General features: G+C 43.9%; 14 protein-coding genes. 8 read left to right on the top strand and 6 right to left on the bottom strand.

Features of this window, described 5'->3' with window-relative positions; genetic code table 11:
* Both sdhD and sdhC read right to left on the bottom strand, forming a co-directional pair.
* On the bottom strand, positions 1-345 hold the full coding sequence (sdhD, locus tag HFU86_RS05425; protein WP_036947812.1) for a succinate dehydrogenase membrane anchor subunit: 345 nt from the start codon (positions 343-345) through the stop codon (positions 1-3).
* The gene (sdhC, locus tag HFU86_RS05420) at positions 339-728 is read right to left on the bottom strand and encodes a succinate dehydrogenase cytochrome b556 subunit (protein ID WP_004909059.1); all 390 of its coding nucleotides are present in this window, start codon (positions 726-728) and stop codon (positions 339-341) included. Before sdhC ends, sdhD begins: the two co-directional genes overlap by 7 nt.
* 652 nt (positions 729-1380) lie before the next feature.
* Between sdhC and HFU86_RS05415 the strand changes: the two genes are divergently transcribed.
* The gene (locus HFU86_RS05415; protein ID WP_036947815.1) at positions 1381-2667 is read left to right on the top strand and encodes a citrate synthase; all 1287 of its coding nucleotides are present in this window, start codon (positions 1381-1383) and stop codon (positions 2665-2667) included.
* A gap of 49 nt (positions 2668-2716) precedes the next feature.
* Here the strand turns inward: HFU86_RS05415 and HFU86_RS05410 are convergent, their stop codons facing one another.
* Complete coding sequence (locus HFU86_RS05410) at positions 2717-3511, bottom strand: AraC family transcriptional regulator (RefSeq protein WP_187128859.1); 795 nt, start codon at positions 3509-3511, stop codon at positions 2717-2719.
* A gap of 110 nt (positions 3512-3621) precedes the next feature.
* Here HFU86_RS05410 and HFU86_RS05405 point away from each other — a divergent pair, with 110 nt between their 5' ends.
* Positions 3622-4746, top strand: coding sequence for an MFS transporter (locus HFU86_RS05405; protein ID WP_187128858.1), 1125 nt, complete (start codon positions 3622-3624; stop codon positions 4744-4746).
* Positions 4747-4931: 185 nt separating this feature from the next.
* Here the strand turns inward: HFU86_RS05405 and HFU86_RS05400 are convergent, their stop codons facing one another.
* The 3 genes from HFU86_RS05400 to HFU86_RS05390 all read right to left on the bottom strand — a co-directional run bounded on the left by HFU86_RS05400 (position 4932) and on the right by HFU86_RS05390 (position 7855).
* Entirely contained in the window at positions 4932-5675 is a 744-nt protein-coding gene (locus tag HFU86_RS05400) for a type 2 GTP cyclohydrolase I (protein WP_132494266.1), read from the bottom strand.
* A gap of 196 nt (positions 5676-5871) precedes the next feature.
* Positions 5872-7368: a C69 family dipeptidase gene (locus HFU86_RS05395; protein ID WP_187128857.1), complete on the bottom strand. Its 1497-nt coding sequence runs from the start codon at positions 7366-7368 to the stop codon at positions 5872-5874.
* Between the two features lie 280 nt (positions 7369-7648).
* Positions 7649-7855 carry a YbfA family protein gene (locus HFU86_RS05390; RefSeq protein WP_036947824.1) on the bottom strand — a complete coding sequence of 69 codons (207 nt, stop codon included), beginning with the start codon at positions 7853-7855 and terminating at the stop codon, positions 7649-7651.
* A 451-nt stretch (positions 7856-8306) separates the two neighbouring features.
* On the opposite strand from HFU86_RS05390, the gene kdpF reads away from it, so the two are divergent.
* From kdpF to kdpE, 6 genes are read left to right on the top strand one after another with little or no spacing between them, the layout of a single operon-like run.
* On the top strand, positions 8307-8396 hold the full coding sequence (gene kdpF / locus HFU86_RS20055; protein WP_071524944.1) for a K(+)-transporting ATPase subunit F: 90 nt from the start codon (positions 8307-8309) through the stop codon (positions 8394-8396).
* Between the two features lies 1 nt (position 8397).
* Positions 8398-10101: a potassium-transporting ATPase subunit KdpA gene (kdpA, locus tag HFU86_RS05380; protein WP_187128856.1), complete on the top strand. Its 1704-nt coding sequence runs from the start codon at positions 8398-8400 to the stop codon at positions 10099-10101.
* Between the two features lie 13 nt (positions 10102-10114).
* Complete coding sequence (gene kdpB / locus HFU86_RS05375; protein ID WP_187128855.1) at positions 10115-12178, top strand: potassium-transporting ATPase subunit KdpB; 2064 nt, start codon at positions 10115-10117, stop codon at positions 12176-12178.
* A 10-nt stretch (positions 12179-12188) separates the two neighbouring features.
* On the top strand, positions 12189-12782 hold the full coding sequence (kdpC, locus tag HFU86_RS05370) for a potassium-transporting ATPase subunit KdpC (protein ID WP_036947836.1): 594 nt from the start codon (positions 12189-12191) through the stop codon (positions 12780-12782).
* A gap of 8 nt (positions 12783-12790) precedes the next feature.
* On the top strand, positions 12791-15490 hold the full coding sequence (kdpD, locus tag HFU86_RS05365; RefSeq protein ID WP_132494260.1) for a two-component system sensor histidine kinase KdpD: 2700 nt from the start codon (positions 12791-12793) through the stop codon (positions 15488-15490).
* A 16-nt stretch (positions 15491-15506) separates the two neighbouring features.
* Positions 15507-16190 carry a two-component system response regulator KdpE gene (kdpE, locus tag HFU86_RS05360; RefSeq protein WP_132494258.1) on the top strand — a complete coding sequence of 228 codons (684 nt, stop codon included), beginning with the start codon at positions 15507-15509 and terminating at the stop codon, positions 16188-16190.
* Positions 16191-16291: the final 101 nt, after the last annotated feature.

Below are 16291 nucleotides of genomic sequence, written 5' to 3'. Positions count from 1 at the left end.
TTATGCACCCCACACAACAATTGTTCCGTAAATTAAGTAAGCCAGTAAACCAACCACGATGGCCAGTTGTAGTACTAAGCGAATCGCCAGCGGCTTAACATAGTCAGTCAGTACTTGCCACATACCAATCCAGGCATGCACAAGAATCGAGAACAATGTGAGGATGGTGAATACTTTGGTCACAGAGGAGGCAAAGAAGCCACGCCATACTTCATAGGTAATATCATTAATTGCTACGAAGCCAACAATGTAGAGTACGTAGAGGACGATAACGATCGCCGAACCACGGATTAGCAGCCAGTCCTGGATACCAGTACGGCCTAAAGCTGATGCATTACTTACCATACTAAGATCCCCGCCAGAATTGCCAGAATTACAGTAATTACAAATGTAATTTTTGCGGATGAGTTGCCCGCAGCAAGGGTTTCATCAACACAACCGAAATCCATCAGCATATGACGAATACCACCACAAATGTGGTACGCCAGCGCTGTTAAGATCCCCCAAAGAATGAACTTGGCAAAAAAGCCAGTCATTATTTCAGACGCGTATTGAAAACCTTCTGGAGAGGAGAGAGAAGTCCCTAGCAACCAAAGCAGAATACCAACTGCGATGAGAGTAATGACGCCAGAGACACGGTGCAAGATCGACGATATTGCAGTAATCGGAAAGTGAATCGTCTGCAAATCAAGGTTGACAGGTCTTTGTTTTTTCACAATTTTGCCCACACAGCTCTTTATTATTTTCCATCCTCCGGACCTGGGGTGGAAATCAGACAGCGACAGGGGTACAAAATGCAACTTAACACAAACTTTAATCCATCATGTTTGAATAAAGTTGCATACTGATCACGCTGGGAACTCCTACTCAGGGTAATCCGGAGACCTGGCGCCAGTATAAAGTCTTCACATTGCTATTACAATTCCCACACAAAAGGTTTGGAGACATTTAGCCCGAACAGTGAGAAGGATCACGATTTAAACATTTTATATAAATGTGCTTATCTTATTTGACAATGATTCAACATTTATCTTACATATATGCCTGACAGATTTATCTGAATACGTTACGGATGACCCAAAGTCGTGTAGTAATGTGAATGAGTATGCAAGTATAAACAAAAGTTATGAAAGTTGTTTCCCTTACCACAAATAATGATATTGTAGAGAAAACAACAAAAAAAGAACATAACGCCCTATACACTCGCAAACAACCTAACCACATTGTTATCGGTATTGATATTGGTTGCCGGATTTCAAGGTTTTATGTGATATCCCGCTGATTTTCTCAACACACCGATAGAACAATGCTCAAAGACGCAGTATAACGCTGAGTTCTGGGTTGTTGAGTGTGGATTATCAAGCGCTAAGGAGACCGTAAATGGCTGATAACAAAGCTAAGATAATGACTGGAAGTAAAGGTGATTTCGAACTAGACATCCTAAGCCCGACCATTGGCCAAGATGTTATCGATGTACGAGCTTTAGGTTCTAAAGGGTTCTTCACATACGACCCCGGTTTTACTTCTACCGCATCCTGTGAGTCAAAAATTACCTATATCGATGGTGATAAAGGCGTTCTACTCCACCGTGGTTTCCCAATTGATCAACTCGCCACTCAAGCCTCATACCTTGAAGTCTGTTATATCCTGTTATACGGCGAAGCTCCAACCCAAGAACAATACAATACATTTAAAAATACAGTGACTCGCCACACCATGATCCATGAGCAAATCACTCGGATGCTTAATGGTTTCCGTCGTGACTCTCACCCAATGGCCGTTCTGTGTGGGGTAACAGGTGCTCTAGCCGCGTTCTACCACGATGCATTAGACGTTAATAACCCTCGCCACCGTGAAATTACAGCTTACCGTCTGCTGTCCAAAATGCCGACTGTTGCAGCGATGTGTTATAAATACTCTATCGGTCAACCTTTTGTTTATCCTCGTAATGATTTATCTTACGCGGGTAACTTCTTGCACATGATGTTCTCTACGCCATGTGAAGAATATGTGGTTAACCCAGTACTTGAGCGCGCAATGGACCGTATCTTAATCCTGCACGCTGACCACGAACAAAACGCATCAACCTCAACAGTCCGTACCGCAGGTTCTTCTGGCGCTAACCCATTTGCATGTATTGCAGCAGGTATCGCGTCTCTGTGGGGGCCTGCTCATGGCGGCGCTAACGAAGCCTGCTTACGTATGCTTGAAGAGATTCAAACTGTTGAGCACATCCCAGCATTTATCGAACGTGCAAAAGATAAAAATGACTCTTTCCGCTTAATGGGCTTCGGTCACCGTGTTTATAAAAACCATGACCCACGCGCTACCGTTATGCGTGAAACTTGCCATGAAGTCCTGAACGAGCTAGGTCTAAATGATAGCCTGCTTGAAGTGGCCATGGAATTAGAACGCATCGCACTGAACGACCCGTACTTCATTGAGAAGAAACTGTACCCTAACGTTGACTTCTACTCAGGTATCATCCTGAAAGCAATGGGTATTCCATCTTCAATGTTTACCGTTATCTTCGCGATTGCACGTACCATTGGTTGGATTGCACATTGGAACGAAATGCACGATGAAGGTCTGAAAATTGCACGTCCTCGCCAACTCTATACTGGCTACGACAGACGTGAATTCAGCTCTGAGTTAGACAAAAAATAATTTAACTCACTCATCACTAAAGCCTCGAAGATTCGGGGCTTTTTAATGTCTAACGTTCTATTTTTATTCTATTTTTTAGTCTTGATTCACCGCTGTATTCCCGCGGTGTCATCCCGCTCATTTTGCGGAAAAAACTAATAAATGCGCTGTCACTGGCTAAACCTAACTCTTGAGTAATAAACCCGTAGGTTTTCTCCTGTGCTAATAACTCTATCCCTTTGATAAACCGCCATTGTTGTCGCCACGCCTGATAACTCATTCCTGTCTCTTTTAGAAAAACTCGAGTAATCGTTTTCTCACTGGCACCAACCGTTTGAGCTAATTGATTTAGAGGCGGAGGAAGTTGCTCTAGGTCAAGGGACTTAAAACGCCGGTCTTGAGGTAAAGAAAGTAGCGTGGGTTCCTTTGTTGTACATTGTAATTCATCAATAAAAACAGGAAGTAATCTTGCTAGTCTTCCTTCTCGCCAGTCACTCTCAAAAGGCGCCACCGCGATGCGTTCCAACAGTTCTCGAAGCAAAGGAGAGATACTTAAAATAGACACCTGATCAGAGATTTGCTCTGCATATTCTTGGCTTAGGTAAACAGACCGATACCCTACCGAAGCGCGCATTTGTGCTCGATGCTGTGTAAATGGCGGGATCCACGCGACTCTTCCTGGTGGTAGTAACGAAATTTCATTCTGTAAGCTAATGCGAATGCAGCCTTGTTGTGTAAATAACAACTGCCCCATTTCATGGGTATGTGCCCCAGAATCATGTTGCCCCATTTGAGCTGCAATCCCCAGTATGGGGGCATCATACCAGTGAGTTTGAAACTCATCCGTCTGTAATAACCACGCCATAAATGTCTCTTTTTTGATATTTATTGCCTTTATTATTGTAATAAGACAAAGAAAAAGCCACTAAACTTTGCGCCATTCCACACACATTGAAAATAAATAGGTAAATCAATATGGAGCGCGTACTTTCATTATCTTTAGCAATAGCGCTGATGATGTTTCCACAAATTGTCGAAACCCTATATAGCCCAGCGTTAACAGATATTGCGGCTGCATTTCAGGTGAATGCCGAGCAAGCCTCTCAAACACTTTCGCTGTATTTCTTTGCTTTCGCTTTTGGTGTCGTATTTTGGGGCAGGATGTGTGATGTGATTGGGCGTCGTCCCACTATTTTGCTTGGGTTATTTCTGTATGGAATTGCCTCTGTAAGCGCACTTTTTATCTCACATTTCTATGGGTTACTGTTACTGCGTATGTTATCTGCGTTTGGTGCTGCAGTAGGCTCTATTGGCACACAAACCATGATGCGAGACAGTTTTCAAGGTCATACATTAGCCAAAGTTTTCTCGGTGATGGGCATCGCCTTAGCAATAAGCCCCGCGCTTGGTATGATTTTCGGCGCCAGTTTAGTTTGGTTAGGTAGTTACCGAGCCGTTTTTATGGGTTTAGCTCTCTTAGCCGCCATACTTTTGTTATGGTCATGTTATAAGCTTCCTGAGACCAAACCACAGAACGTGATCAAAACCCCATTTTTAACCACGTTTTTACACATGTTAGGGGATAAACGAATTTTCCAAAATGTGATGTTGATTGCATTTTTCAACATTAATTTATTCAGTTACTACCAGCTTGGACCTTTCATTTTTGAGCAATTAGCGTTCAACCAACAACAATTTGGTCTAACTGGAATTCTGTTAGCGTTTGGTGTCGGTATCGGTTCACTCGTTAATCACACATTATTGGCGAAAAAGTGGTCACCCGAAAAACTCGTTAAACTGGCAAGTGGCGTTTCTTTAATCAGCGGCGGCTTAGTTTATCTATTACAAGGTCATATTGGGTTTGTGCTACCAATAATGGGCATTGTGGTGGGATATGGGCTCGCAATCCCGAATATTTTGGCGCACGCTCTGGATCATTATCAAGACAGAAAAGGCACCGCCGGCGCAATTTTAGGTTTGTTTTACTATTTAGGATTAGCTCTCGGATTAATGGCCGCCGGCGAGGTTCAAAACCTAGGATTCGTGCTGACTACATCAAGCTTAATTCTGGTTTTAGTGGCTTTAAAATACCGGACTTAAATCAAACTTAAATTTGATATTTAACGGAAAAAAATCAAATTATCTTTATTACATAGCTATTTTCTAAATAGTTCGCGTTGTAGCTAGGCGGCAAATGAGCTAATCCCTAGGAGCATACAAAAGTATGTGACTAGGGTTAGTGAGTGAAGCCAACAACGCTACAGCGCGAAATATGACGAAAAAAATTAGGCGGGGTTATCGATATCGATGAATGTGGCATCCACCTCATGATTATCATTCAACCACTCCGTCAACGCCTTAATCCCATAACGCTCTGTTGCGTGGTGCCCTGCGCTGTAGAAATGGATCCCCATTTCTCTTGCGATATGAATAGTTTGTTCTGACACTTCCCCTGTCACAAAGGCATCTACACCAAACTCTGCCGCTTGCATAATAAAGCCCTGACCACCGCCAGTACACCATGCAATTTGACGAATTTCTTCTTTGGCGTTGTCGCCACAATGCAATACTTTACGCCCTAATCGAGTTTCTAAACGTTGGGTTAATTCCGCTGGGGTAATGGGTTGGTCGAAAAAGCCAAATGGCATCAGTGGCTCAATGTTGCCATTGACTTGCACGCCCATAATGTGGGCCAGTTGCGCATTGTTGCCTAATACTGGGTGGGCATCTAATGGTAGGTGATAACCGTATAGGTTAATGTCATTCGCCAGTAACGTTTTTAGGCGATTTCTTTTCATGCCTTTGATAATGGCAGGTTCGTTTTTCCAAAAGTAGCCATGATGCACAATCACCGCATCGGCATTGAGTCTTACCGCTTCATCCAATAATGCTTGGCACGCTGTCACGCCTGTCACGATTTTTTTAACGTGAGGGCGACCTTCTACTTGTAGCCCATTTGGGGCATAGTCTTGGATTTCACTGACTTTCAGCTCGTCGTTAATCAGCTCTTCTAACTTAAAATTATGCATAATCGTATCCTTTAGCTACTGAATTCCTACATATTCGTATTCAATTAGCATAAACGTAAATGACATTTTTTTCTGCTGTATTTATTGGCAAGCTCACACAAGCTAAGAATTCAGTTAAATTTGAAAGAGAGAGGGAATTAAACAAAAAGGCCCCCCCACTGAGAGCCTTTTTTAGTTTACAGAATTGCGACTATTTTTAGTCTTTCTTAGATTTATTCGCAAAGAAAATATCAGATTGAATATCTTCAGTTCGAATAGTGAAAAGTTGGTTAGTTAAATCCTCAGTTAACTTCTCGGCGCTTGCCATCACATCCAAATTAAACTTGTTGAGCATTTTATTGGCGGCGGCTTTATCTGTTTTAGCCATTTTTAAATAATTCACTTCCATAGCTTTTTGCTCTAACGCCGTTTTCGCTTCCCACTCTTGATAGGCTTTTTTAACAATAGGCGCCAGTTTAGGGTAGTCCGTCATTACTAATGTTTGTAACTTACGGTATTTCCAATAAATAGAATCGCTGTCTGCCTTGTCTGTCCCAACACCGTAATGTTTTGGATAAGCTTCTAACCCACTATAGAAAGGAACAAACGCGGTCAAATCAGCCATTCCTAGACCAACATATGTCACTTCACCAATTTCTTGCGGTAGCTCCGGACGTACTTGCATCACATGAGCTTCATAAGTTCTAAACACGCTGATTGGTCGCCATGGCTCTTTTCCGTTTAAGCCGTTGGTATACGGATCATGTTCCGTGCCTTCAAAGTGATTACGTAGCATGGCTTTCGCTTCTTCAACAGAAACTTTTTTCTCCGGCGTTAAGAAAGGTGCAAAATTTCTACCATCGGCAATATCTTGTTTTAACGACGGATTAAACTGCTGCTGAATGATCCAAACTCGTGGATCGTTATAATCACGGTCACGCTCGTCATCTCGCGTATAGGCTTTAGAGAAATTGAATGCCCCATCTTTATCTGGGTTGTATAAACCCTTTTCTACTGCAAATTCAATGAGGTTTTTAGAACCAAGCATATCGGGATTATTCACCTCAAATGCTTGTAAACGCCCCTGATTACCCGTTGCAAAATATTTATCTTTTGCAATTTTTTGAGCCATCCATTGATGCCCCGTCCCTGTTTCTAAATACCACAGTTCATTTTTATCGACGACAGCAACACCAAAACCTTCACCTGCACCTTGGGTTTCAATAATATTACCTAAAATTTCCACCGCTTCACGGGCTGTTTTTGCACGAGAAAGAAGTACATCTGGAATATCATCTTCGGTAATTCCCGTTTCTTCAACATAGGGATCAAACGCTAATGCTTTAGGAGAAGCAAATATAGATTCAGTACCACTGACTCCTACACCTAATTCATTAAATCCAGTTGCACCATGTAATTGTGTTTTCCAATTTGGCACTGTTGTATATCGTAATGAATTTTTTGGTAATGGGTAGGTGAAATTATTAGCACCATTATGTTCTTTTGTACTGTATATTCCGGATTGATTTTTCTTTGCTGGATGTATTACAAAATGCTGAGCCTTTAATGCACTGCTATCAGCGCTTCTCGCGATAATTAGCGAGCCATCATTCGTGGCTTCACTGCCTGCAAGTAGCGTGGTACAAGCCAACCCCGATGATATTAATGCGATATTAATTGACAATGCGATAACACATTTTTTAAATAGAATCATGATATTCCTCATTTGCTATTTATAATTAAATATCTTTTGGATTTTAATAAAATAAAATCTAATTTTATTGGGAATGGATATTAGCAATGAGACAAAGACAATTACCGTGATTCACTTCTCAGTGTCAAATAAGTTAATTTATTTAAATTTCAAATTAAATAACATGGCTTTAATTTAAATAACATTGAAGTATAGGAATTAATTATTATGATTTTTATATAAAAAAATCCCCACAATTAAATTATTGTAGGGATATCTTTTTAGTGAATTGAATCACTGATTAACGATGGCTTTCCATCGTCATTTCCGAGCTAGCCAACCATACAGGTTTATCGCTCGTTTTAGCCCAGACTTTATGCAGGTAGCTATAAAATCTTGCTCTTTTTGGGTAAAAAACCATAACCGGAAACGCAATAATGCCAGCTGTTACAGCAGCAGTGCGGCGTAAAAGTACCTGATTACGGGAATATTCTTGATATGTGGACATCGATATCCTCCTTCAGTAGCCACTTAATTTTGCCGATTCCAGTCTTGCTCTTTACTTCTATTTTACTTAATTCACATTTAACTCAATTCGCATTGAACGTAAATCATCAAAGAGGCACTAAAATCGAACACCAAGGTTAATCTTCATTAACGGAATCTATAATAGCGCAATTTGTGTAATTAAACTACTCATCTGACCACTTAAATATAAAATAAATTAACTTTTTGACTCAGTTTCGTTGCTTTATTACAAAATGTAGCAAGATACCGTATAAAACAAACAAATAAATTACATTTAATTAACACACTATACTTAGAGAATCCCTCTATCATCACGAGGCGATTTTAATTGGGCATTTTTATACTATTTTTACACCCCACCTTGTTTTTTTATCAGCTTCTTTACAAGCAAATGCCTAACCTAGCGCAATGGAAATAATAAGGAGATAACAATGTCACTACTTTCCATTTCTGGGGCAGTTCTTGTTGTTGTACTGCTGGTTTATCTGATTTATGCCCTGCTCAACGCGGAGAATTTCTGATATGGCCACCTATGCGTTTTTATTGATCGCCAGTTTTTTACTGGTTCTGATGCTGTTAGCAAAACCACTCGGCAACTTCATTGCGTATCTTATCGATGGCGATATGCCACGTGCTATTGCCAAAAGCGAATCCGTATTTTGGCGATTAAGCGGCATCAAACAAGTGGGGCGCGATCTCCCTGAGATGAATTACTGGCAATATGCCATCGCCATTTTGCTATTTAACCTGCTAGGTTTTGGCTTACTATTCATCATTTTAATGTGCCAAGGCTCGTTACCACTCAACCCTCAGCATTATCCGGGAATGAGCTGGGACTTAGCTTTTAATACAGCAATTAGTTTTGTGGCCAATACCAACTGGCAATCTTATAGCGGGGAAAATACCCTAAGCTATCTGAGCCAAATGGTCGGGTTAACCGTACAGAACTTCCTTTCGGCAGCGACAGGGATAGCCGTCGTGTTTGCACTTATCCGTGCATTTTCACGCCACGGTAGCAAAACGATTGGTAATGCTTGGGTTGATTTAGCGCGTATCACGCTGTATCTCCTGCTGCCATTAGCCATTATTTTTGCTTTATTCTTTGTCAGCCAAGGGGTTATTCAAAACTTCTCCCCTTATGTTTTGAGTAACAACCTTGATAGTGCGCCGCAACTGTTACCAATGGGGCCTGTTGCCTCCCAAGAAGCCATCAAATTATTAGGGACCAATGGTGGCGGATTCTTTGGGGCTAACTCATCTCACCCATTTGAAAACCCAACGGCATTAAGCAACTTTGTTCAAATGCTGGCTATCTTCCTTATTCCAACGGCACTTTGCTTTGCTTTTGGTCGTACCGTTTGTGATAACAAGCAAGGTCACGCCCTGTTATGGGCAATGGCGATTATTTTCGTGATTGCCGCCGCCGTTGTGATCCATGAAGAATATGTCGGCAACCCATTCTTAGGGGAGCTACACGCTAGCAGCACAGCCAACCTTGAAGGAAAAGAAAGCCGCTTTGGCACATTAGGATCTGCGTTATACGCCGTCGTCACCACCGCAGCATCTTGTGGTGCAGTGAACTCAATGCACGATTCTTATACTGCATTAGGTGGCATGGTTCCTATGTGGCTAATGCAAATTGGTGAGGTTGTTTTTGGCGGCGTCGGTTCAGGTTTATACGGTATGTTGCTGTTTGTTTTACTTGCCGTGTTCTTAGCTGGATTGATGATTGGTCGTACTCCTGAGTACCTCGGTAAAAAAATCGAAGTGCGTGAAATGAAAATGGTGGCACTGGCAATTCTTGTTACGCCAACTTTAGTGCTACTCGGTACCACTATTTCACTGATGACCGAAGCAGGACGTGCCGGCATTCTTAACCCTGGCGCTCACGGATTTAGCGAAGTGTTGTACGCTTTCTCATCCGCAGCCAACAACAACGGCAGTGCATTTGCAGGATTAAGCGCGAACACGCCGTATTACAACGTGATGCTGGCATTAGCCATGTTCCTTGGACGTTTCGGTGTGATTTTTCCTGTATTAGCTATCGCAGGCTCTATGGCAGTGAAAAAACCACAAGCGGCTAGCCTTGCGACATTGCCGACACACGGTCCACTGTTTATCGGTTTATTAATCATGACAGTTCTTCTCATTGGTGCGCTGACTTTTGTCCCTGCGCTTGCGTTAGGGCCAATCGCGGAACATCTGCAAATTTGGTTAGCGGCATAATGAGGGTGAAAAAATGAAAAATCAAAAAACACAATTATTTGATAGCAAACTGGTTCGCCAATCGACAATTGATGCCATTAAAAAACTGACACCACAAGCACAATGGCGTAACCCAGTCATGTTCGTGGTTTACATCGGCAGTATTATTACGACTTTATTATGGGTAGCGATGGTCGCTGGCTATAGTGAAGGTAACGCTTGGTTTAGTGGCATGGTCACTTTATGGCTATGGTTTACGGTGCTATTTGCCAACTTTGCAGAAGCTCTAGCGGAAGGTCGTAGTAAGGCTCAAGCTCAGAGTTTAAAAGGCGTCAAACAGCAAAGCCGTGCAACTAAACTGGCGACCGCCTCTCTCGATGCGCCACAAGAAATGGTCAGTTCAGACCAACTGCGCAAAGGCGATATCGTCCTGATCCGCGCAGGGGAAACCATCCCTTGTGATGGTGAAGTGATTGAAGGCGGCGCATCAGTGGATGAAAGTGCCATTACAGGTGAATCCGCGCCGGTGATCCGTGAATCCGGTGGTGATTTTTCATCAGTCACAGGAGGAACCCGCGTACTTTCTGACTGGCTGATCGTCGAATGTACGGTTAACCCGGGGGAAACATTCTTAGACCGCATGATCTCCATGGTGGAAGGCGCGCAACGCCGTAAAACTCCCAATGAAATCGCGCTCACTATCTTATTAACCGCACTGACCATTATCTTTGTTTTAGTCTGTGCAACATTGTATCCATTCACCTTGTTTGCTACAGAATACGCAGGTGCAGGTGGCGCAGTGTCTATCATTGTACTGATTGCCCTGCTGATCTGTTTGATCCCTACCACCATTGGCGGGCTACTGTCTTCCATTGGGGTTGCTGGCATGAGCCGCATGCTGGGCGCTAACGTGATTGCCACCAGCGGGCGTGCTGTGGAAGCAGCGGGAGACGTTGATGTCCTGTTACTGGACAAAACGGGTACTATCACCCTCGGAAACCGTCAAGCCTCTGAGTTTTTACCGTTAAGTGGAGTTTCGGAGCAACAATTAGCGGATGCTGCTCAACTCTCGTCTCTGGCAGATGAAACCCCTGAAGGGCGCAGTATTGTGGTGCTTGCAAAACAGAAATTCAATTTACGCGAGCGTGATATTCACGCCATGAACGCCACCTTTGTGCCCTTCTCTGCGATGACGCGCATGAGCGGTGTAAACGTCGGCGAACGCATGATCCGCAAAGGTTCTGCTGACGCTATTCGCCGCTATGTAGAAGCTAACCACGGCAAATTCCCAGTCGAAGCCGACAAACTTGTTGAACAAGTGGCGCAGACAGGGGGAACACCGTTAGTGGTGGTTGATAGCCAAACGGTTCTCGGCGTGGTGGCGCTCAAAGACATCGTCAAAGGCGGCATGAAAGAGCGTTTTGCACAAATGCGTGCGATGGGGATCAAAACTGTGATGATCACGGGGGATAACCACCTAACCGCAGCGGCAATCGCGGCAGAAGCAGGCGTGGATGATTTCTTAGCTGAAGCCACCCCCGAAGCAAAACTTGCGTTAATCCGCCAATATCAATCGGAAGGTCGCTTAGTCGCCATGACAGGAGACGGCACCAACGATGCCCCTGCATTAGCACAAGCAGATGTAGCGGTTGCCATGAACTCGGGTACGCAAGCGGCGAAAGAAGCCGGTAACATGGTGGATTTAGATTCCAACCCAACCAAGCTGATTGAAGTGGTGCATATTGGTAAACAAATGCTGATGACTCGCGGCTCATTAACTACATTCAGTATTGCCAACGATATTGCCAAATACTTCGCGATTATTCCGGCCTGTTTTGCGGTCACATGGCCGCAGCTCAATGCCTTGAATATTATGCATTTACACTCACCTGCTTCGGCATTGCTGTCGGCGGTTATTTTTAATGCCTTGATTATCGTGTTCTTAATTCCACTGGCATTAAAAGGGGTAAATTATCGCCCAATGAGTTCTCAATCACTTTTACAGCGTAACTTGAGCCTGTATGGGTTAGGCGGATTGATTGTCCCATTTGTGGGGATCAAACTTATCGATATGTTCATCAGCTTGTTTGGTATTTAAGGAGCCTATTATGAGCATGTTTCGTTCTTCATTGATGATTTTAGTTCTGTTAACGCTGGTAACTGGGATTGCTTATCCGCTACTCGTGACGGGGCTTGCTAATGTCATTTTTCCAACTCAATCGATGGGTTCACTGATCCTACAAGATAATCGCATTATCGGTTCATCGTTGATTGGGCAGTCTTACCAAAATGACAATTACTTTTATGGTCGCCCGTCCGTGACCGCAGAAATGCCCTATAACGCACTGGCTTCCGGTGGCAGTAACCTTGCTATCAGTAATCCACTGTTAACCAAAGAATTGACTGAGCGTTCGGTCGCATTGAAACAGCATGAACCCGATGGTGGTGATATTCTGCCTGTGGATTTACTGACCGCCTCTTCCAGCGGGTTAGATCCCCATATTTCGGTTGCCGCTGCGTTATATCAAGCACCGCGTATTGCTAAAAACAGACAGTTATCGATAGACAAGGTAAAATCGCTTATCTCTGACAATACGCAATCTCCTCTGTTTCGATTTTTAGGAGAGCCGGTCGTCAACGTATTAGAGTTAAACCTTGCCCTTGATACCTATCAACGGGAAGCTAACAGCCAAAATCTCTGAGGTCAGTTATGAATAATCAGGAGCCTATCCGCCCAAACCCAGATGACCTGTTGGTAAAGGCAAACGAAAGTGGACGTGGCAAACTTAAGATTTTCTTCGGTGCTTGTGCTGGTGTCGGGAAAACTTACGCCATGTTGCAAGAAGCACAACGCCTTCGAGCACAAGGGTTAGATGTGCTGATTGGCGTGGTCGAAACTCATGAACGAGAAGAAACCGCCGCGCTGCTGGATGGGCTCCCTCAACTTCCTCCATTAAAAATCAGCCATCGAGGGCGTCGTCTGCACGCCTTCGATATTGATGCTGCATTGGCAAGGCATCCTGCCATTATCTTGATGGATGAACTTGCCTTCAGTAATCCAAATGGCAGCCGCCACCCTAAACGCTGGCAAGATGTCGAAGAATTACTGGATGCAGGTATTGACGTTCTCACCACCGTTAACGTTCAACATATTGAAAGCTTAAATGACATTGTCGGCAGCATCACCGGTATCCGCGTGCGTGAAACGGTGCCTGACCATATTTTTGATGCCGCCAATGAAGTGGTTTTAGTGGATTTGCCTCCAGATGACCTTCGCCAACGTTTAAAAGAAGGCAAAGTGTATATTCCGGGGCAAGCTGAACGTGCTATCGAGCATTTCTTCCGTAAAGGTAACTTAATTGCTTTACGGGAATTAGCCCTGCGCCGCACGGCTGATCGCGTTGATGACCAAATGCGTGAATTTCGCGATGGTAAAGGTGAAGCCCCCGTTTGGCATACCCGCGATGGGTTACTCCTGTGTATCGGGCATAATACGGGCAATGAAAAACTGGTTCGCGCTGCTGCTCGCCTTGCCGCTAAGTTCGGCAGTGTTTGGCATGCGGTGTATGTAGAGACGCCAACATTACACCAACTTCCTGAAAATCAGCGCCGTGCCATTTTAAAAGCCTTGAGGTTAGCTCAAGATTTAGGTGCGGAAACCACCACGCTTTCTGATCCTAATGAAGAAAAAGCCATTTTGCGCTACGCACGGGAACATAACCTCGGTAAAATTTTGATCGGCCGACGCGATAAACACCGCAAATGGTATAAATTCAATTTACACCAAGGTTTTGCCGATAGACTCGGTAAACTCGGACCTGATTTAGATTTGATCATTGTCGCCCTTGAAGAAAAAAGCGATTGGGATAAAGAGCCAGAAAGAAAGCCGTTTACCGAAAAATGGCGCTCTGATGTCAATGGCTATTTAATGGCGATCGCCATGTGTGCAGCCATCACCCTATTCTCTCGAACCTTCTTATTGGCACTGGATAAAGCCAACTTAGTCACCCTCTATTTATTGGGCGTGGTATTAGTCGCGCTATTTTACGGTCGTCGCCCTTCTGTTTTCGCCGCGTTAATCAACGTGATCAGTTTCGATTTATTTTTCGTTCAGCCCCATTTTTCATTAGCGATTATGGATATGCAGTATCTGGTTACGTTCACTGTGATGCTGATTGTGGGGGTGGTTGTCGGGAATCTCACCGCGGGTATGCGCTACCAGGCAAGAATTGCGCGTTATCGAGAACAACGCACGCGCCATTTATATGAAATGACCAAAGAGTTAGGTCAAGCCCTCAGCACGGAAGATATCGGCAAAACAGGCTACCACTTTTTAAACAATGCCTTTCAGGCAAAAACCTGTTTGTTACTCCCTGATGAAAATAACCAACTGACGCCATTACAGTGCGAAGGTTATAGCCAGTTGCAAATCGACAAAGCTATCGCAAAATGGAGCTTCGATAAGCGCCAGCCCGCCGGTGCAGGGACGGATACACTTCCCAGCGTGCCGTACCAATTACAGCCCATCACAACGGCGGATGAAACCCTTGCCGTGCTCGCCATTGAGCCGCGTAATATTCGCCAATTATTGATCCCCGAGCAGCAACGTATGCTGCAAACCTTTACCGGATTAATCGCCAGTAGCCTTTCCCGCCTGCAACTGACCAAACAAGCAGAGAGAGCCAAATTGGATGTTGAACGGGAGCAATTACGAAATTCACTGCTGGCAGCCCTATCCCATGATCTCAAAACGCCACTGACTGTTTTATTTGGTCAAAGCGAAATTTTGATGTTGGAGTTATCAGCCGAAAATTCGCCGCTCACCGCACAAGTCAGTCAGATGCGCCAACAGGTGTTAAGCACTTCGCGCTTAGTGAATAATTTATTGGATATGGCTCGCTTACAATCTGGGGGGATCCACCCCAATTTGGAATGGGAATCTCTGCAAGAAATTACGAGCAGCGCAGTTCGCATCTTGGACTACACTTTAGATAGTCACCCACTTGATATTGATATTCCAGCCGATTTACTCTTGTATTGTGACGGTAACTTGATTGAGCGCGTCATCATTAACTTGCTCGAAAATGCCATAAAATACAGTGATAGCGATACTCCGATTGGTATTCGAGCGTCTATCGAATCACAAAAAGCTCATATCGAAGTGTGGGATGCCAGTAATGCAATTCCCGATGGGCAAGAAAAAACCATTTTCGATAAATTTTCCCGCGCACAAAAAGAATCGGCAATTCCGGGAGTTGGCTTAGGTTTAGCTATCTGTCGTGCTATTATCCATCTCCATGAAGGGGAAATTTGGGCTGAAAATAATGAAAAAGGTGGCGCCAGCTTCCATTTTATTTTGCCATTAAAGCCGTTACCCGAGATTGAAAACGAAAGCGAAAACAAAATTTAGGAGCACTTAGCAAACTGTGAGTTCCCATCAAATCCTGATCATTGAAGATGAAAAAGAGATCCGCCGCTTTGTTCGATTAGCGCTGGAGGGTGAAGGCTGGAAAATTTTTGAAGCTGAAAATTACCAGCGAGGACTCATAGAAGCAGGCACTCGTCAGCCTGACTTAGTGATTTTAGATCTCGGATTACCTGATGGTGATGGGTTGGATTTGATCCGTGATTTACGCCAATGGAGCAGTATTCCGTTGATCGTACTTTCTGCTCGTGAAGAAGAGTCCCAGAAAGTGGCCGCTCTCGATGCGGGTGCCGATGATTATTTGACAAAACCTTTTGGTATTAGCGAGTTGCTCGCCCGTGTCCGAGTCGCTTTACGTCGCTTTGGTAAAGCGGGCCAAGAAAGCCCTACTTTTCAATTTGGCGATGTCACGGTGGATTTTATCAACCGCATCGTGACTAAAGGCAGTGAAGAGTTGCACCTCACCCCGATTGAATTTCGCCTACTCAGTGAACTCGTTGCCAATAGCGGAAAAGTGCTCACTCAGCGTCATTTGTTACTGCAAGTCTGGGGACCGAGTTACGTCGAACATAATCATTATCTACGCATTTATATGGGGCATTTACGCCAGAAGTTGGAAAATGACCCAGCTCGCCCCGCACATCTTTTAACTGAAACGGGAATTGGCTACCGTTTTATGCCTTAACTTATACCTTAAAACCTAAGTTTGTCTTAAAGCGTGATTCTCAGACTATTACTGATAGTTTATTCATCACGGCTGCCTATAATCTCTCCAATCTTAACTTA

It is taken from the genome of Providencia sp. JUb39 (assembly GCF_012272845.1).
Taxonomy (GTDB): Bacteria; Pseudomonadota; Gammaproteobacteria; order Enterobacterales; family Enterobacteriaceae; genus Providencia; species Providencia lanzhouensis.
Note: the sequence above shows the minus strand (reverse complement) of the source record. Positions and strands in the feature narration are given on the sequence as shown.

Bases quoted from the DNA above. Each gene is read 5' to 3' on its own strand.
- sdhD (WP_036947812.1), bottom strand. From the start codon at position 345: ATGGTAAGTAATGCATCAGCTTTAGGCCGTACTGGTATCCAGGACTGG.
- HFU86_RS05415 (WP_036947815.1), top strand. From the start codon at position 1,381: ATGGCTGATAACAAAGCTAAGATAATGACTGGAAGTAAAGGTGATTTC.
- HFU86_RS05410 (WP_187128859.1), bottom strand. From the start codon at position 3,511: ATGGCGTGGTTATTACAGACGGATGAGTTTCAAACTCACTGGTATGAT.
- HFU86_RS05405 (WP_187128858.1), top strand. From the start codon at position 3,622: ATGGAGCGCGTACTTTCATTATCTTTAGCAATAGCGCTGATGATGTTT.
- HFU86_RS05400 (WP_132494266.1), bottom strand. From the start codon at position 5,675: ATGCATAATTTTAAGTTAGAAGAGCTGATTAACGACGAGCTGAAAGTC.
- HFU86_RS05395 (WP_187128857.1), bottom strand. From the start codon at position 7,368: ATGATTCTATTTAAAAAATGTGTTATCGCATTGTCAATTAATATCGCA.
- HFU86_RS05390 (WP_036947824.1), bottom strand. From the start codon at position 7,855: ATGTCCACATATCAAGAATATTCCCGTAATCAGGTACTTTTACGCCGC.
- kdpF (WP_071524944.1), top strand. From the start codon at position 8,307: ATGTCACTACTTTCCATTTCTGGGGCAGTTCTTGTTGTTGTACTGCTG.
- kdpA (WP_187128856.1), top strand. From the start codon at position 8,398: ATGGCCACCTATGCGTTTTTATTGATCGCCAGTTTTTTACTGGTTCTG.
- kdpB (WP_187128855.1), top strand. From the start codon at position 10,115: ATGAAAAATCAAAAAACACAATTATTTGATAGCAAACTGGTTCGCCAA.
- kdpC (WP_036947836.1), top strand. From the start codon at position 12,189: ATGAGCATGTTTCGTTCTTCATTGATGATTTTAGTTCTGTTAACGCTG.
- kdpD (WP_132494260.1), top strand. From the start codon at position 12,791: ATGAATAATCAGGAGCCTATCCGCCCAAACCCAGATGACCTGTTGGTA.